General features: G+C 66.1%; 13 protein-coding genes. 8 read left to right on the top strand and 5 right to left on the bottom strand.

The window, feature by feature from the left end:
• Window positions 1-31 precede the first annotated feature (31 nt).
• Entirely contained in the window at window positions 32-3,049 is a 3,018-nt protein-coding gene (locus tag ACT53M_RS09560) for a TonB-dependent receptor (protein WP_476232958.1), read from the bottom strand.
• Window positions 3,050-3,432: 383 nt separating this feature from the next.
• Here ACT53M_RS09560 and ACT53M_RS09555 point away from each other — a divergent pair, with 383 nt between their 5' ends.
• From ACT53M_RS09555 to ACT53M_RS09545, 3 genes are all read left to right on the top strand, one after another.
• On the top strand, window positions 3,433-4,650 hold the full coding sequence (locus ACT53M_RS09555) for an argininosuccinate synthase (protein ID WP_476232956.1): 1,218 nt from the start codon (window positions 3,433-3,435) through the stop codon (window positions 4,648-4,650).
• 92 nt (window positions 4,651-4,742) lie between these two features.
• A complete protein-coding gene (locus ACT53M_RS09550) occupies window positions 4,743-5,435 on the top strand; it encodes an extensin family protein (RefSeq protein WP_476232954.1) in 693 nt (230 codons plus the stop codon).
• Between the two features lie 39 nt (window positions 5,436-5,474).
• Window positions 5,475-6,350, top strand: coding sequence for an LOG family protein (locus tag ACT53M_RS09545; protein ID WP_476230084.1), 876 nt, complete (start codon window positions 5,475-5,477; stop codon window positions 6,348-6,350).
• Between the two features lie 337 nt (window positions 6,351-6,687).
• On the opposite strand, the gene ACT53M_RS09540 is transcribed toward ACT53M_RS09545, so the two are convergent.
• Entirely contained in the window at window positions 6,688-7,368 is a 681-nt protein-coding gene (locus ACT53M_RS09540; protein WP_476232951.1) for a c-type cytochrome, read from the bottom strand.
• Between the two features lie 100 nt (window positions 7,369-7,468).
• Here ACT53M_RS09540 and ACT53M_RS09535 point away from each other — a divergent pair, with 100 nt between their 5' ends.
• Window positions 7,469-8,359, top strand: a complete 891-nt coding sequence (locus ACT53M_RS09535; RefSeq protein WP_476232949.1) for a prephenate dehydratase — start codon at window positions 7,469-7,471, stop codon at window positions 8,357-8,359.
• Window positions 8,360-8,363: 4 nt separating this feature from the next.
• Here the strand turns inward: ACT53M_RS09535 and nudC are convergent, their stop codons facing one another.
• Genes nudC through ACT53M_RS09520 form a run of 3 tightly spaced genes read right to left on the bottom strand, consistent with a single transcriptional unit; the run spans window position 8,364 to window position 11,544 of the window.
• Window positions 8,364-9,233: an NAD(+) diphosphatase gene (nudC, locus tag ACT53M_RS09530; RefSeq protein WP_476232947.1), complete on the bottom strand. Its 870-nt coding sequence runs from the start codon at window positions 9,231-9,233 to the stop codon at window positions 8,364-8,366.
• Window positions 9,230-10,504, bottom strand: coding sequence for a serine hydrolase domain-containing protein (locus tag ACT53M_RS09525; RefSeq protein ID WP_476232945.1), 1,275 nt, complete (start codon window positions 10,502-10,504; stop codon window positions 9,230-9,232). Before ACT53M_RS09525 ends, nudC begins: the two co-directional genes overlap by 4 nt.
• Window positions 10,477-11,544 carry an A/G-specific adenine glycosylase gene (locus tag ACT53M_RS09520; RefSeq protein ID WP_476232943.1) on the bottom strand — a complete coding sequence of 356 codons (1,068 nt, stop codon included), beginning with the start codon at window positions 11,542-11,544 and terminating at the stop codon, window positions 10,477-10,479. The genes ACT53M_RS09525 and ACT53M_RS09520 overlap by 28 nt, the downstream gene beginning before the upstream one ends.
• 28 nt (window positions 11,545-11,572) lie before the next feature.
• Here ACT53M_RS09520 and ACT53M_RS09515 point away from each other — a divergent pair, with 28 nt between their 5' ends.
• From ACT53M_RS09515 to ACT53M_RS09500, 4 genes are read left to right on the top strand one after another with little or no spacing between them, the layout of a single operon-like run.
• On the top strand, window positions 11,573-12,106 hold the full coding sequence (locus tag ACT53M_RS09515) for a DUF721 domain-containing protein (RefSeq protein WP_476232941.1): 534 nt from the start codon (window positions 11,573-11,575) through the stop codon (window positions 12,104-12,106).
• A 13-nt stretch (window positions 12,107-12,119) separates the two neighbouring features.
• A complete protein-coding gene (locus ACT53M_RS09510; RefSeq protein ID WP_476232940.1) occupies window positions 12,120-12,818 on the top strand; it encodes a DsbA family protein in 699 nt (232 codons plus the stop codon).
• A gap of 24 nt (window positions 12,819-12,842) precedes the next feature.
• On the top strand, window positions 12,843-13,610 hold the full coding sequence (locus ACT53M_RS09505; protein ID WP_476232938.1) for a thioredoxin domain-containing protein: 768 nt from the start codon (window positions 12,843-12,845) through the stop codon (window positions 13,608-13,610).
• A gap of 13 nt (window positions 13,611-13,623) precedes the next feature.
• Window positions 13,624-17,031 carry a chromosome segregation SMC family protein gene (locus ACT53M_RS09500; protein ID WP_476233238.1) on the top strand — a complete coding sequence of 1,136 codons (3,408 nt, stop codon included), beginning with the start codon at window positions 13,624-13,626 and terminating at the stop codon, window positions 17,029-17,031.
• The last annotated feature ends 2 nt before the right edge of the window (window positions 17,032-17,033 follow it).

Raw genomic sequence — 17,033 nt, 5'->3', positions numbered from 1 at the left:
TGTTGGAGGCGACCACCGGAGCGAGGGATTTTTAGAAGGACATACGGGCCTGCAGGCGAGCAGAACGCGCGCCCTGATAGCCGGTGACCGTGTGATAATAGGGGCTGGCGACCCCGTTTCCGTCCGTACCATATTCGTTGAAGTCGGTCTTCGCGTGCAGATTCAGTGCGTTGAAGACCGTGAGGTTGAGCCCGAATTCCGACCGGCCAACCTTTGTCTTCCACGCGACCGTCAGATCGTTGCCGAACACCCAGTCATTGGTGAAGACCGATCCACGAGGTACCAGCTTGATCGGCGCCTGGCTTGCAGGGATCGTCGGATCGGTGTCGATCTGCCCGTTCGACAGGACGCGGCAATACATGCCCGCCGCCCCATAGGCACGTGCATAAGGATCGACCGACGACGGCACCATGCCGATGCAGCCATAATGCCGCGGCGAGGTGGCCGAGAAGTTGAAGCCCAGGGTGATGGACTTGGTCGGTGCGTAAGACCCCCACAGCTTGAACACGTTGCGGCGGTCGTTCGGCGAATAACCATAGGTCCCGTAGGTCAGACCCGGCTGGTCGAAGTCCTCCGTGAGGCCAGTATCCGACTGCCCGTTGTCCGTCTTCACGCCGCCTTCGTAATTGCCCTTGGTCCAGGATAATACATAGGAGGCATTGATCTCGAACTTGCCGTCGAATTCGCGACCCACTTCGAAGGTGATCGCCTTGTAGGTACGTGTCGCACGAGGATAGCCGAGCTGCGATGGAGTTAACGTCACCGTGCGCGGATTGGCTTCGCCGTTGATCGGGGCGGCGAGCTGGACGGTGATCGGCTGACCCGGATTGTTCAGCACGTATTGCGTGAAGCCAGTCCAGATCTGGTCGCAGCCGGTGATACCGTTGGCGGTGCAATATTTATTGACCGCGCCGTCGATCGCGGAGTCTTCCAGCACTTCGTTCAGGCGCGTGTAGGTGCCATAAACGCCCAAACGCCAGCGGTTGATCCGCTTTTCATAGCCGAGGATGAACTCGTCTTCGGACTGTGGCTTCAGATTCTTGGCGACCGCCGAATCCACCGGGATGGGCAAGCCCCTGCCCGTGACGTCGCAGTTGACGACCTTGTCATCCGGGCAAGCCGACGCGCCCGAATACAGTACCGGCGCGCCGAGGGTGGGAACCCCGTCGGGACCGATCCCACCCAGCAGGTTGGTGCGGGTGTAATATGTTTCGCCACCGGTCAGGCGGATGTTGGTGTTCGAGGCTACCGGCAGGAACATGCGCGAGAAGCTGCCATAAATCTTGTCGGTGCGGTTCCCGAACGGATCGAACGTGAAGCCCAGGCGGGGGCCCCACTGATCGCCAGACTCGTAGAATTTCTGACCGGCAGAATTGTTATTCAGGAACCGGTCATCGCGCAGACCTAGGCTTAGATTCAGGCGCCCGTTGAACAGCGACCAAGCGTCTTCGACATAGAAGGCTTCATTACGAGACGTGAAACTGCCGATGTTCGAATAATAGGTCTGGCGCACATAATCGGTACCGACTGGCAAACCGAACTGATCGCCTTGCTTCGCGCGGTAGATGACATAGCTGTAACCTAGGCCGGAACCGAGTTGCTTGTTCTCGGAAGAAAGTTCCTCACGGTCATAGCCGAATTTGATGTGATGCTTGCCAAGGAAGTTGGCATAGACATCGACGTCCGCCCGATAGAATTTGCGTATATCGTGGTTGATCCCCACGCCGCCGCCGGCGTTGGTCAAAGAAACCGACGGATTGTTGCGCGCATCGGTAACGCCGGGAACGATCTTAGAATCCGCGTTGACGCTGCGATAGTTGTTGTTGTTTTCGCCACGACCATAGGCAGCGGAGAAGGTCAGCCAGCTGCTGATAACGCTCGTGTAGCGGCCGACATAATTCTCACCGCCATAGTTGCTATATACGCTGCCCGTGTACGGGCCATCGATATTACGGACTCGATCATATCGTACCGTCGAGGTGCTACCATAATAGTTGGTCGTAGGATTTTGGGACGTATTGAAGTACGTAAACTCAAAATGGTTCTGGTCGTTGATGTAGGCGTCGATCTTCCCGCCGTAGAAGGGGGTTCCCGAATGATAGAAGGAGCGCGAGGTTCCCTGCTTCGTCTTCGTTGTCAAGTTGTATTCGGTTCCGGCGCTGACACTGCTGTTGTCGCGCGACTGATAAAGGCCGAAGAAGAACAGGTGATCCTTCCAGATCGGTCCGGACAAGGTGGCCACAAAGGACTTGGATTCGGAAGACCCATTCACATTGTCACTGTAGATCGTATCCTTAGTCTTCGACAGCAACTCGTTCGGATTCCAGGTAAACAACATGGATCCATGGAAATCGTTGCTGCCCGATTTGGTGGTGGCGTTGATGAAGCCGCCTGTGGAACGTCCGAACTCGGCGGCATAACCGCCCGTCTTGGTTTCGACTGTCTGGTAGAAGTCATAGGGCACATCGACAGGGCTAAGGCCCTTGCGGAAGTCTGTGATGTTGAGCCCATTGACAAAGAAGGCGTTTTCCGAGACGGCGCCGCCATTGATCGAACTCAGGCCGGAAAAGGCGCTCGAGCCGGCATTGGCGCCCGGTGCGAGCTGGATGACCGACTGGATGTTTCGAGCGATCGGTACGCGCTGGCCTACTTCAGCGACATCAAGCACGAGACCAGTGGTCGTGCGGTCGAAATCGACTGTCGCCACGCGCTTACCCTGCACCACCACTTCGTTGGTCCCCTCAGCGGTGAGGGTGAAGGTGTTCCCGGCGCTGTCGGCACCCAGCCGAATGCTGTTTTCCTCATAGGTGGGAAAGCCGGAGGCCGTGATGGTGAAGCTGTAGGACCCCGACGGCAGCTCGGGCAGGCTGTAGCTGCCATCGCTGCTGGTCGTCGCGGTACGGGTGAAGCCCTGGCCTTCGGACTTGGCGGAAACGGTGGCGCCCGCAATGGGCTTTCCTTCGGCGTCGACAACGCGGCCGGTTGCACGGATCGTCGAATAGCCCTGCGCGTGCGCGACCGTAAGCGGGGCCGCTGATAGCAGTGTCAATGTTGCGGTTGCAACGGACGCACGAAGGAGGCTGCGGGAGCACCGCAGTCGCGAGATTTTCATTGGAAATTCCCCTTTTTCTTCCCGCTCGGAGCGCGTCTTGCATCCCTCTTCGCCCCGAGTATCGTATACCAGATAATATATTTATGGTGCTGTCAAACGTATAATATATATGAAAATCAATTGCTTCGCGTGTGTATTGGCGTGCTACTCCAGCGATACAGATGCTATTTGTCTGATTTAAGCCACTTGCGATGCTTCGCTCTCCTTCGGCGAGTCTCGCCAATTTCCCCGAGACAGCGGCGCGGCGGGTCCGGAGTTGCGCGCCGGGCGCACGGGCCCTACAGGGCGCGCGTTCCCATTCTTGCCGGAGTCGCTGCCCCATGTCGGATAAGATCAATCGCGTCGTCCTCGCCTATTCGGGCGGTCTGGACACGAGCGTGATCCTGAAATGGCTGCAGCAGACCTATCAGTGCGAAGTGGTGACCTTCACCGCCGATCTGGGCCAGGGCGAGGAGCTGGAGCCGGCACGCAAGAAGGCGGAGATGGCCGGTGTGAAGCCCGAGCATATCTTCATCGACGATCTGCGCGAGGAATTCGTCCGCGACTTCGTGTTCCCGATGATGCGCGCCAATGCGCAATATGAGGGCCTGTACCTGCTCGGCACCTCGATCGCGCGGCCGCTGATCGCCAAGCGCCAGATAGAGATCGCCAGACAAGTCGGCGCCGACGCGGTGAGCCATGGCGCCACCGGCAAGGGCAACGACCAGGTCCGCTTCGAGCTCGGCTATTATGCGTTGGCGCCCGACATCAAGGTGATCGCGCCGTGGCGCGAATGGGACCTGACCAGCCGCACCAAGCTGATCGAATTTGCCGAGCAGCACCAGATTCCGGTCAGCAAGGACAAGCGCGGCGAGGCGCCTTTCTCGACCGACGCGAACCTGCTGCACACCTCGTCCGAGGGCAAGGTGCTCGAGGATCCCTGGGAGGAGGTGCCCGACTACGTCTTCTCGCGCACGGTGAACCCGGAAGACGCACCTGACACGCCGCATGTGATGACGATTCACTTCGAGAAGGGCGATGCGGTGGCGATCGACGGCAATCCGCTGTCGCCGGCGGCACTTCTCACCGCGCTCAACGAACTGGGCCGCGCGCACGGCATCGGCCGGCTCGACCTGGTCGAGAACCGCTTCGTCGGCATGAAGAGCCGCGGCATGTACGAGACGCCGGGCGGCACGATCCTGCACGCCGCGCACCGCGCCATCGAGCAACTCACGCTCGACCGGGGTGCGGCGCATCTGAAGGACGAACTGATGCCGCGCTATGCCGAGCTGATCTATAACGGCTTCTGGTTCAGCCCCGAGCGAGAGATGCTGCAGGCGGCGATCGACCACAGCCAGGCGAAGGTGAACGGCACCGTCCGTCTGAAGCTGTACAAGGGCGGCGTGCATGTGATCGGCCGCCAGTCGCCCGACAGCCTGTACAGCGAAAAGGTCGTGACGTTCGAGGACGATCAGGGCGCGTATGACCAGCGCGACGCCGCCGGCTTCATCAAGCTGCAGGCGCTGCGCCTGCGCCTGCTCGGCCGCCGCGACCGCTGATCCGCTCCATACCGGCTCGCCCGTGTCTTCCGCGGGCGGGCCGGAGCAGGGCGCGCTTTTTTTGGGGGCAGCATCGCGCGCGCAAAGTTGATATGTCCCTGGCCATGCCCGGTTCGCGGTTTCTGGTTCTGGTCGCGCCGCTGTTGCTCGGCGCCTGCGTCTTCGGCAGCGGCGGGCGTCAGCAGCACCCTGCACCCATTCGCGAGCGGCCCGGCGGCCCGATTACGCTGAACGGGCCGACGCTGCGCGACACGCAGCAATGCTATACCGACCTTACCCGCGCGCAGGTCGTCTTTCGCCCGTTGCCCGACAAGGACTATGGCAGCGGCTGCGTGTTGCTCGGCACGGTGCAGCTGCTCGACATCGGCATCCCGGTCACCGGGCTGAAGGCAATGCGCTGCGGCCTCGCCCGCAGCTTCACGAACTGGGTGCGGTTTGCGGTCGTGCCCGCCGCGCACCAGTTTCTCGGCAGCGACGTGGTGAAGATCGAGACGTTCGGCACCTATGTCTGCCGCGGCATCGTCGGCAATCCGCAATCGGCGAACAAGCTGTCCGAACATGGCCGCGCCAATGCCGTCGACGTATCGGGCTTCCTTCTTGCCGATGGCCGGCGCATTACCATCCTGAACGACTGGCGGACCAGCGATCCGGCGGTGCGGCGCTTCCTCGATACGATCCATGCTTCGGCCTGCAAGCGCTTCCAGACCGTGTTGAGCCCCAACTACAATTACGCGCATCGCGACCATTTCCATCTCGATATGGGGCGCGGGCCGTTCTGCGCCTGACCCTTTGCAAAGGGCGCAATCAGGCCTAAGCGGGCGCGGATGAGCGACACCCGAGTCCCGTCGCGCGTCTTCCGTCCTGCCCAGCAGGAGGCGGAGACCGCCAATACCGCCAGCGGCACGCCGCAGACCGAACACCCCGCCTACCGGCTCGCCTTCCAGGACATGGATTTCCTGTTGCGCGAGGATCTGCGGCCGGTGCGCTTCCAGCTCGAACTGCTGAAGCCGCAATTGCTGCTCGACGAGGCGAATATCGCCTCGACCTTCGTGATCTATGGCTCGGCGCGAATTCCGGAGCCGGCCAAGGCCGAGGCCGTTCTCGCGCTCGCCGAGACCGAAGAGCAGAAGCGGATCGCCGAGCGGCTGGTCGCCAAGGCCAAATATTATGATGTGGCGCGCCGCCTGGGCCAGATCGCCAGCAATTTCCCGCTCGATGCGGCAGGGAAGAAGCATTTCGTCGTCACTTCGGGCGGCGGCCCTTCGATCATGGAAGCCGCCAATCGCGGCGCGCGGGACGTGGGGGCGGAAACGGTGGGCCTCAACATCGTGCTGCCGCACGAACAGGCGCCGAATCCCTATGTCACCCCCGGCCTGTCGATGCAGTTCCACTATTTCGCGCTGCGCAAGATGCATTTCCTGCTGCACGCCCGTGCGGTGGCGGTGTTCCCGGGCGGCTTCGGCACGTTCGACGAAAGCTTCGAGCTGCTCACCCTGATCCAGACGGGCAAGATCGATCCGATTCCGGTGCTGTTCTACGGCAAGGAGTTCTGGAACCGCGTCGTCAATTTCGAGGCGCTGTGCGAGGAAGGCGTGATTTCGCCGCGCGACCTGAAGCTGTTCCACTTTTGCGAAACTGCCGAGGAAGGCTGGGAAATCGTGCAGGATTTCTGGCGGAACAAGGAAGCTTCGGGGCGCTGAGCGTCCTACAAAGTTTAGGAAGTTTAGGCCCGGACGCATTTTTTGCCATCCTGCGGACGGGCTTGACCGAAAGGTTCAAAGAGCGTGCCGTGGTGCGCGGCGACGGAACAAATGGGGATCGTTGCGCCGATTGCAAGGCCGGGCGACGAATTGGGAGCCAGGTACAGCGGCGCATCAGAAACAACCGTCATCCCGGCGAAAGCCGGGATCCATTGCCCCACTAGGTTCGAGGAAAGAACCGCGACATCAGCGATAATGGATCCCGGCTTTCGCCGGGATGACGTGGTACCGTTGCCAAACGTGCCTGCCTCCGGTCATCCCGGAAGGCATTGAAAAATCAGCGCTTCTTTTCGGCCTGGATCTGCGGCTGGTTGCTCTTGGCGGGGGTGCCGGCACCCGGCGTCGCCTGGCTGACATTGGTCGAGACATCGGCGCCCTCGACGGCATTGCCGCCCTGGGCGCTGGCATTGTCCGGCGCGGCGCCGGGGGCGGGGGCCGCCGGCAGCGGCAGGTTCGAGCCCTGCTTGTTGAGGTACAGGATCACGTTTGCGCGCAGCTGCGGATCGGCGATGCCGGCGAAGGTCATCTTGGTACCGGGGGCGAATTTGCGCGGGCTGGTCAGCCACGCATCCATCTTGTCGAGATCCCAGCTCCCGCCGACGCCCTTCAGCGCATCGGAGAAGGCGAAGCCACCCTTGCCCTGGCCGATCGGTTCGCCCAGCGTGGCATAGAGGTTCGGGCCGATGCCATTGGCGCCGCCCTGATTGATCGTGTGGCACGAGGCGCACTGCTTGAAGCCGGCTTCGCCCTTGGCGGCGTCGCCCTTTGCAAGGCGCACGGCCAGCGGCTCTACCGCGCCGGCACCGGCGCCGCCGGCAGCTTCATCGGCCTGCACGACATAGCCGGGCTTTTCCGGCTTTTCGGAATGGAACAGCATTCCGCTGGCGATCGAAAGGCCCAGTGCCGCTATGCCACCAGCCAGTGCCCAACCAGCGATTGTATTGAACTTATTGTCCATCATCCGCCCCTGCCAAATACTCCGTTCCTTTAGAACTGCGCCGCGCCGGAAGGCAAGCGCACTTGCGGCCGCGCCCTGCTGCGGCTAGCGCCCGCGCCTTATGGAGAATTTCGCAGCCCCTGCCCGACCGATCGTGGCGCGTATGATTGCCGCCGCCGAGCAAAATCCCCAGCATGCCGTAGCGTTCCAGGGCGCACCGGGGGCAAATTCGCATGTCGCGGCACTAGAGGCTTTTCCGGATTGTCTTCCGCTGCCCTGTTTTTCGTTCGAGGACGCAATCGAGTCGGTCAAGGAAGGTCGCGCCGACTGTGCGATGATTCCGATCGAAAATTCTTTGCACGGTCGCGTCGCCGACATCCATTTTCTGCTGCCCGAATCGGGTCTGGTGATCACCGGCGAGCATTTTCTGCCGATTCGCTACGGACTGATGGGCAAGGGTCCGATCGAGGGCGTACGCGAGGCGATGAGCCATCCGCAGGCGCTGGGCCAGTGCCGCCACTGGTTGAAGGCGCACGGCATCAGCCCGGTCGCCTATCCCGATACGGCGGGCGCCGCCGCGATGGTGGCGGAGATCGGCGATCCGGCGATTGCCGCGCTGGCGCCGCCGCCGGCTGCCGAACTCTATGGACTCGACCTGCTGGCGACCGACCTTGCCGATGCCGCGCACAACATGACCCGCTTCGTCGTGCTCGCCCGCGCTGCACCGGCCGCGACCGGCCCCGGGCCGTTCATCACCACCTTCGTGTTCGAGGTGAAGAACATTCCGGCCGCGCTGTACAAGGCGCTGGGCGGTTTTGCGACCAACGGTGTCAACATGACCAAGCTGGAAAGCTACCAGCGCGGCGCCAGCTTCGCGGCCACCGAATTCTATTGCGACATTGTCGGCAGCCCTGAAGATCCCGCAGTCGCACGGGCGCTGGAGGAACTGCACTTTCATTGCAAGTCGCTGCGCGTGCTCGGCACCTATCCGCAGGCGCGACCGCGACCCTGAGCGATCAGGCGCCGTCGACCCAGGCCTGGAGCAGGCTGTGGGCGATGGCGTAGCGCGGCGGCGCAAGGAACGGCGCGGCGGGATCGCGGGCGAGCGCCTGCTGCACCGCCGTGCGGTCGTACCAGCCGGCATCTTCCAGTTCGTGCGTATCGAGGGTGATCGCGTCATCCTCGGCGGTGCCGATGCACGCGATCATCAGCGAGGACGGGAAGGGCCAGGGCTGGCTGGCGACATAGCGCACCGCGCCCACGCGCACGCCGGCTTCCTCGAAAGTTTCGCGGCGCACGGCATCCTCGATCGATTCGCCAACTTCCAGGAAGCCGGCCAGCGCCGAATAGCGCCCCGCCGGCCAGGCCGGCTGGCGGCCGAGCAGTACCCGGCCCTGATATTCGGCGAGCATGATGACGACCGGCTCGACGCGTGGAAAATGCTCGGCCCCGCAATTCGGGCAGAGCCGACCCCAGCCGGCACGAATGATGCCGGTCGCATGGCCGCAGCGCGCACAGAAGCCGGCACGCGCGTGCCAGTCGACGAGGCTGCGCGCGGCGGCATAATGGGCGGCATCGGCCGGGCGGATGCTGTCGAGCACCGCGAATAGCGCGGGACTGCGCCCCGCCGGCGCCTGCACGCCTGGCGGCAGGGTGGCGACGAAGCGCGGCGCCCCGTCGTCATAGCCCAGGAACAGCAGCGGCGTGGCCGCGCTGGCAAGGTCGGTCCAGACCAGCCGGCCCTCGCCATCCAGTTGCGGATCGAGCCCGTCGAGCAGCAACAGCCGCGCGCGCGGATCAGCCAGCGCGGCTTCCAGCCGTTCGGGCGTGTGACGAACCGGGTCGGCACGGTCGAGCGTGCCGCCGGTAAAGCCGGGGGCGATCACCGGGCGAGATCGGTATAGATTGCCAGCCCGGCTTCGCGCTTCAGCGGCAGCTCGCCGAACAACAGGTTGATCATCACGGTCGCACGCACCTTGTGGACGGGGTCTGCCCAGCCGATCGTGCCTGCAGCGCCACCCCAGCCATAGGTGCCCTTGCCCGGCCCGCCGGGCCGATCGGCGAGATAGACCGAACCGCCGGCACCGAAGCCCATCGGCACGCCGGTGTCGCCGGTCATTTTTTCGAGCAGCGTCTTGTCGACGCCCGGCGGCAGCAGGTCCGACATGGCGAGGCGCACCGTTTCCGGCTTCAGGACGCGCACCCCGTCCAGTTCGCCGCCATCGACGAGCATGTGGAGAAACCGGTCATAGTCGCGCGCCGACATCACCAGCCCGGCGCCGCCATAGGGAAAGCTGGGCGGCGTAATCCAGGCCGAGCTGGCGCCAGGATCGACCGGCACGCGGTTGCCCTGGAAGATCGCATAGTCGGTCGCCAGCATGGCTGCCTTGTCGCGAGGCACCGTCCAGTAGCTTTCGTCCATCTTCAGCGGCTTCAGGATGCGCGTGTTGACGAACTGATCGAAAGGCTGGCCGCTTGCCACCTCGATCACCCGGCCCAGCACGTCGAGGGCGATAGAATAGCTGAACTTCGTGCCCGGCTCGGCAATCAGCGGCAGGGTGGCAGTGCGGTTGGCAAATTCCTCCAGCGTCGCCGGGCGCAGCGGGCGCGCGGTCGATTCAAAGGCGGCGCTCACCTGCGCCGGGTTGATGCCCAGCCGGTTATATTCGTTGAGCAGCGGCCCGGTGGTGATGATGTTATAGCCCAGCCCGGCGGTGTGGGTGAGCAGGTTGCGCACCGTGATCGGGCGGGTCGCCGGGCGGCTGGTGAGATCCTTGGCGGGATCGACCAGCACGCGCATCGCTTTGAAGGCGGGGATGAAGTCGCTGATCGGCTGATCGAGCTTCAGCTTGCCTTCCTCGATCAGGATCATCGCCGCCATACCGGTGATCGGCTTGGTCATCGAATAGACGCGCCACAGACTGTCGATCGTGGCGGGCGCGGCCGTCGGCTCGTCGGCGATCCGGCCCTCGGCGATTACCGTGGGCGCCGCATCCCCTCGGCTATAGGCAATCACGATGCCGGGCACCCGCTTTTCGGCGACATAGCGTTTGGCAAGTGCCTCGGTCGCGCTGGGCGCAACCTGCTGTGCGAGCGCAACGGGCGCGAAACCCAGCGCCAGCGTGCCGATCAATCCAATGCCCAGTCCGATTCGCATCGCATCCTCCGAACGTGTCGTGCCGCCTTGGCGAATACCGTCGGCAACCCCGCCGACTCAAGTTCGGCGATCGGCCACCATTCACCTTGCGGTGGCGCTGCATGGCCCGGCAGCGGAGCGGCAGCAAGCGTGATGTCGAGATCGAAATGGGTGAAGCCGTGTCGCACCTGGCCCGGCAGCATGCGCCAGGCGGCGCGCGCGGGGGCATCCACCAGCCCCGGCGGCGTATCGGCCCAGGGACCGGTGGGCAGCGCGCGCATGCCGCCCAGCAGCCCCTTGTCGGGCCGGCGGACGAGCAGCACCGCGCCGTCCCGCTCCAGCCAGAACATCGTGCCGTGGCGCTGCGGCTTGGGGGCCTTGGCCGCCTTTAACGGATAGCGTTCGGGCTGCCCCCCGGCGCGTGCCGTGCAATGCCCGGCCAGCGGGCAGAGCAGGCATTGCGGGCTGCGCGCGGTGCAGACCATGCTGCCCAGATCCATCATCGCCTGGGCAAAGTCGCCGGCGCGGGCATCGGGGGTAATGCTGTCGGTCAGGTCGCGGATCGCCGGTCGTGCGGCAGGGAGCGGCTGCTCGAGTGCGAACAGCCGCGTCACGACTCGCTCGACATTGGCATCGACGACCACGGCGCGTCGCCCGAACGCGATCGCGGCGATGGCAGCGGCGGTATAGGCGCCGATTCCGGGCAGTTCGCGCAGCCCTTCCTCGGTATCGGGCAGCGCGCCGCGCCGCGCGACTTCGCGGGCGCAGGCGAGCAGGTTGCGGGCGCGGGCGTAATAGCCGAGCCCCGCCCAGGCGGCCATCAGATCGGCATCCTCGGCCGCCGCCAGCCTCGCGAAATCGGGCCAGCGGGCCGTGAATTTCTCGAAATAGGGAATGACGGTGGCGACCTGGGTCTGCTGCAGCATCACTTCGGACAGCCAGACGCGATAGGGATCGGTGGCGTTGCTGCCGGGCGGCGCGCGCCAGGGCAGCGCCCGGGCATGGGCATCGTACCAGGCGAGGAGCAGGGGCGCGATTGCGCGAGAGGCGTTGTCGGGCACGCCCTGCCTATGGCATGGGAAGGGCGTAATGACGAAGCCCCCCCGTGCCACGACCCGCCAGCCGCGCCCCGAGCCACAGCGCGCCAACCGCCCGCGCGCGGTTTCCGAGCTGCTGCCCGAAGTGGGCGGCGCGGCATTCCGCAAGTTCGGCTTCGTCCAGCATGCCGTGGTCAGTCGCTGGAGCGAGATTGTCGGCGAGCGCTATGCCCGCGTCTCGATGCCCGAATCGATTCGCTTTCCGCGCGGCAAGCGTGAGGAAGGCGTGCTCTCGCTGCTCGTCTCGGGTGCCTTTGCGCCGATGATGCAGCATGTCTCGCCCGAGATCATCGATCGGGTGAACCGCTTCTTCGGCTATCCCGCCGTCGCCCGGCTGGCGATCCGCCACGGCGAGATACGCCGCGCCGAAAAGCCGGCGCCGCCGCCCAGCCTGAAGCCACTGTCGCCGGCGATGGGCGAAAGCCTGCGCGGCATCGCCGATCCGGAGCTGCGCGCCGTGCTCGAATCGCTTGCCGCCGGCGTTGCCGCCAGCGACGAGCAACCCGGCTTCGGCCGTATCGACTGACCGCAGGAAACAGATGCTGCGCTTCCTTCTTTCCCTTGCCCTGCTGCCGCTTCTTGTCAGCGCGACGCCCGCACCGCGCCCGGCCGCGACCAACTGGCTCGCGGTGGTGGCGATCACGCCCGAAGGCGGCTTCCGCCAGGGCAATCCGAATGCGCCGGTCAAGCTGGTCGAATATGGCTCGCGCACCTGCCCCACCTGCTACATGTTCGCGCAGGAAGGGGTGGCGCCGCTGCGCCGCGACTATATCGCTACCGGGCGCGTGAGTTATGAATATCGCGACTTTCTGGTGCACGGCCCGCCCGACTTTGCGCTGGCGCTGCTCAACCAGTGCGTCGGGCCGCAGCACTTCTTCCCGCTGCTCGACGCGATCTATGCGAACCAGCCCGCGTTCGAGGAACGGCTGATCGCGCTCGAGAAGAACGGTGCTGACAAGCTGGCAGCGTGGCAGAAGCTGCCGCCCGAGCATATGGCGGCCCGTTTTGCGGAAGGGCTGGGGATGCTCGCCTTCGTCAAGGCGCACGGCCTGCCCGAGGCGCAGGCGCGGCAGTGCCTGGCCAGCAAGCCCTTGATCGAACGCATTGCCAAGACCAATGCCGACGCCGCAAGCCGGACGGACGTGAACGGCACCCCGTCCTTCTTCGTCAACGGCCGCAAGGTGCGTGCGATCACCTGGCAATATCTGATCCCCGAACTGCGTGCCGCCGGCGCGTGAGCCGATAAACTGGAGATATTTTCGATGCGTCTAGCCCTGGCCCTGATTCCCGCAGTCGCGCTGGTTGCCTGCAAGCCCGCCGACACTGCCGGCAATGGCGCCGCCAATGGCAGCGCGCCCGTCCAGTCCGCCGCGCCCGTCGCCGCCGTGGCGCCGCCGGCCGGCAAGCAATGGACCGACGTGGTCGAAAAAACCAAGGATGGCGGTTATCGCCAGGGCAATCCCAATGCGCCGATCAAGCTGGTCGAATATGGCTCGCGCAACTGCCCGGCCTGCGGCGCCTTTGCCGCGACCGGCGTGGAGCCGCTGCGCGAGAAATATATCAAGACCGGCAAGGTCTCGTATGAATTCCGTGACTTCCTGATCCACGGCGCCCCCGACCTCGCCGCCGCGCTGCTCAACCAGTGCGTGCCGACCGAGAGCTTCTTCGTGGTGATGGACCAGTTCTTCGCCAACCAGCCGGTGGTGCTCGACCGCACCGAGAATCTGGTGAAGAACCGCCCCGATTTCATCCAGCAGGTCCAGCAGATGACCGCCCCGCAGGCGGCGGTCGCCTTTGCCGATGCGCTGGGCATGGTCGATTTCATGAAGCAGCGCGGGCTGACCGAAGCGCAGGCGCGCGCCTGCCTTACCGACCAGAAGAAGATCGAGGAAATCGCCAAGGTCTATAGCGATGGCGGCAGCGTCTATGGCGTGAACAGCACGCCCAGCTTCTTCATCAACGGCGTGAAGAACGATGCCGATCGCTGGGAGCGGCTGGAACCGCTGCTCCAGCAGGCCGGCGCGCGGTAACGCCGCCACGCCGATGCAGATCAAGCGGCTACGGCTGACCGGCTTCAAGAGCTTCGTCGACCCGGCCGACTTGCGCATTGAACCGGGGCTGACGGGCATCGTCGGCCCCAATGGCTGCGGCAAATCCAACCTGCTCGAAGCGCTGCGCTGGGTGATGGGCGAAACCAGCGCCAAGTCGATGCGCGGATCGGGCATGGATGATGTGATCTTCGCGGGCACGGCCACGCGCCCGGCCCGCGATTTTGCCGAAGTCTCGGTCCTTGCCGATATGGACGGGCAGGACGACGAGCTGGAAATCGTCCGCCGCATCGAGCGCGGCGCCGGTTCCGCCTATCGCCTCAACGGCCGCGATGTGCGGGCGAAAGACGTGGCGCTCGCCTTTGCCGATGCCGCGACCGGCGCGCATTCGCCGGCTCTGGTCAGCCAGGGGCGGATCGGCGCGATCATCGCCGCCAAGCCGGGCGAGCGCCGCGCGATGCTGGAGGAAGCGGCGGGAATTGCCGGCCTTCACGTCCGCCGCCGCGATGCCGAGCAGAAGCTGCGCGCGACCGAGGCGAACCTCACCCGGCTCGACGAGCTGATCGGCGATCAGGAAAACCGCGCGGCGGCACTGCGACGGCAGGCGCGGCAGGCCGAGCGCTACCGGGAAATCTCCGATCGTATCCGCGTCGCCGAGGCGCGGATGATCTTCGCCCGCTGGCGCGATGCCGCGCAGGCCGCGGACATCGCGCGCAAGGAAGCCGCCGCTGCCGAGGCGCTGGTGGCCGAGCGCACCGCTCGCCACGACGAAGCCGCCGCCGCGCAACAGGCCGCCGCTGAAGCGCTGGCGAAGCTGCGTGCCGAGGCGCTGCAGCTCCGCGACCGGGCAAGCGACACCCAGCACCGGCTCGCCACGCTGCGCAGTGCGCGGCACGGCGTCGAGCGGCGGATCGGCGAAGTCGCCGAGGCGCAGCGACGGCTGGAGGAAGACCGCGCCCGCGAAGGCGCGCTCGCCCGCGACGCGGCCGAGGCGCTGGCCCGGCTGGGCGAGGAAGCGGCGGCGCTCGACCGACGGATCGCCGAAACCAGCGCGCGGATGCCGACGCTCGATGCGGCGCTGGCCGAGGCGGAAAGCGCCGCGCGTGATGCCGAAGTGGCGCTCGCCCAGGCGCTGGCCGCGCAGGCGAGCGAAGCGGCCGAGGCGCGCGTGGCCGAGGCCGCGCTGGCGGCGGCGCGGACGCGGATCGACCGGGTGGCGCGCGATCAGGCGCGGGTCGAGGGTGAATTGCGCGCGCTGGGCAGTGCCGAACCGCTGCAGGAAGAACGGCGCCGCGCGGGCGAGGCGCGCACTACAGCGCTGGCGCAGATCGAGGCGGCGCGGGCCGGTCTGGCCGAGGCCGAGGCGGAGGAACGCAGCGCGATCGCGTCGCGCGACGGGGCGCAATCGGCGCGGTCGGCGGCCCATGCCGAACTTGCCCAGATCGACAGCGAAACCGCCGCACTGGCCAAAGCGACCCAGCCTTCGGGCAAGGACCGGCTGCTCGACCGGGTGCGCGCCGATCCGGGCTATGAGCGTGCGCTCGCGGCGGCGCTGGGCGACGATCTCGAAGCCGGGCTCGATGCTGCGGGGACACGCTATTGGGCCGGGGCGGCGCCGCAGCCGGGCGACCCGGGTGCGGTGGCGGGGACGGTGACGCTGGGGAGCCATGTCCAGGCACCCGAGGCACTCGCCCGGCGGCTGGCGCAGGTGCTGGTGGCGGAGCGGGACGAGGGGCAGACGCTGGCGGTCGGGCAAAGGCTGGTGACGCTGGCGGGCGTGCTGCGCCGCTGGGACGGCTATGTCGCCCGCTCGGGCGGTGCGGCGGCGGCGGAGCGGCTGGAGCGGATCAACCGCCTGGCGGCGTTGCAGGCGGCGCGCCCGGCGGCGGCGGAGGCCGTGGAGAAGGCCGATGCGGCGCTGCGCGGGATCGATACGTCGATCGGTGCCGCGCGGGCGAAGGCGGCGGAGAATCGTCGGCTGCTCGGGCTGGCGGAGACGGCGGCGCGCGATGCGGCGCGGGCCGAGGATCGCGCGACCGGCCAGCTCGAACGGCTTGAGGCGCAGCGGGCCGATCTGGAAAGCCGCCGCGCGCGTGTCGCCGCCGAGATGGACGAGACGCAGGCCGAACTGGCGCGGGCCGAGGCGGCCAAGGCGGCACTCCCCGACGGCAGCGCCACCCGCGAGCGCGTCGCCACCCTGTCGCGCGAGGCCGATGTGCGACGCGGTGCGGTGGCGACGGCGCGGGCGGAGCGCGCCTCGCTGGAACGCGAGATCGCCCAGGCGCGCGAACGCCAGGCGGCGGCGCTCGCTGAGAGTAAGAGCTGGAAGTCGCGCGCCGGCGATGCCGCGAAACGCGGCGCGGAAATGGACAAGCGCGCCGCCCAGCTCGCCGAGGAGGCCGAAGCGCTGGCCGGACGCCCCGCCAAGCTGGCGGCGGAGATCGCCGAGGCCGAGGGAGCAGCGGAATCGGCGCGGATCGCCTCGCTGACGGCGCAGGCCGCAGAGCGCGATGCCGATGTCGCCGTGCGCGCGACCGAGGCGGCGGTGCGGGTTGCCAATGAAGCGCTGGCCGAGGCGCGGGAGACGCGCGCCGGAGCCGCCGCCCGCGCAGAGAATCAGGATCTGCGCCGGGTGGAGATGGGCCGGCTGTCGGGCGAGCGGTTCGAATGCCCGCCGCCGCTCCTTCCCCAGAAGGCTGGCTTTGCCGAGGAGAGCGTCCGCTCCCCGCAGGAGGAATCGGCTGCGCACGAAAAGCTGACCGTCGAGCGCGAGCGGATCGGCCCGGTCAACCTTGTCGCCGAGAGCGAACTGGCCGAGCTGGAGGCCGCCTTTACCAGCAACGCGAAGGAACGCGACGAGCTGATCCAGGCGGTCAACCAGCTGCGTGGGTCGATCGGCACGCTCAACCGCGAGGGGCGCCAGCGGCTGCTCGCTGCCTTCGAGGCGGTGGACGGCCATTTCCGCACGCTGTTCACCACCCTGTTCAACGGCGGCCAGGCGCATCTGGCGCTGGTCGATTCGGACGATCCGCTGGAAGCCGGGCTGGAAATCATGGCCCAGCCGCCGGGCAAGAAGCTGCAATCGCTCACCTTGCTGTCGGGCGGCGAACAGGCGCTGACCGCCGTGGCGCTGATCTTTGCGCTGTTCCTCACCAAGCCGTCGCCGATCTGCGTGCTCGACGAAGTCGATGCGCCGCTCGACGACGCCAATGTCGATCGTTTCTGCGATTTGCTCGAGCGGATGACGCGCGAGACGAAGACGCGCTACCTGATCGTCACCCACAATGCCGCGACGATGAGCCGGATGCACCGGCTGTTCGGCGTCACCATGGTCGAGCGCGGGGTGAGCCGGCTGGTGTCGGTCGATCTGGGCGGGGCGGAGAGCCTGCTGGCCGCCGAATAGGC

The organism is Sphingomonas sp. DMC6, assembly GCF_056314225.1.
This window is presented reverse-complemented; position numbering and strand designations above follow the sequence as displayed.

What these genes read in the sequence shown, in the direction of transcription:
- ACT53M_RS09555 (WP_476232956.1), top strand. Translation starts at nt 3,433, where the DNA reads ATGTCGGATAAGATCAATCGCGTCGTCCTCGCCTATTCGGGCGGTCTG.
- ACT53M_RS09550 (WP_476232954.1), top strand. Translation starts at nt 4,743, where the DNA reads ATGTCCCTGGCCATGCCCGGTTCGCGGTTTCTGGTTCTGGTCGCGCCG.
- ACT53M_RS09545 (WP_476230084.1), top strand. Translation starts at nt 5,475, where the DNA reads ATGAGCGACACCCGAGTCCCGTCGCGCGTCTTCCGTCCTGCCCAGCAG.
- ACT53M_RS09540 (WP_476232951.1), bottom strand. Translation starts at nt 7,368, where the DNA reads ATGGACAATAAGTTCAATACAATCGCTGGTTGGGCACTGGCTGGTGGC.
- ACT53M_RS09535 (WP_476232949.1), top strand. Translation starts at nt 7,469, where the DNA reads ATGGAGAATTTCGCAGCCCCTGCCCGACCGATCGTGGCGCGTATGATT.
- ACT53M_RS09525 (WP_476232945.1), bottom strand. Translation starts at nt 10,504, where the DNA reads ATGCGAATCGGACTGGGCATTGGATTGATCGGCACGCTGGCGCTGGGT.
- ACT53M_RS09515 (WP_476232941.1), top strand. Translation starts at nt 11,573, where the DNA reads ATGACGAAGCCCCCCCGTGCCACGACCCGCCAGCCGCGCCCCGAGCCA.
- ACT53M_RS09510 (WP_476232940.1), top strand. Translation starts at nt 12,120, where the DNA reads ATGCTGCGCTTCCTTCTTTCCCTTGCCCTGCTGCCGCTTCTTGTCAGC.
- ACT53M_RS09505 (WP_476232938.1), top strand. Translation starts at nt 12,843, where the DNA reads ATGCGTCTAGCCCTGGCCCTGATTCCCGCAGTCGCGCTGGTTGCCTGC.
- ACT53M_RS09500 (WP_476233238.1), top strand. Translation starts at nt 13,624, where the DNA reads ATGCAGATCAAGCGGCTACGGCTGACCGGCTTCAAGAGCTTCGTCGAC.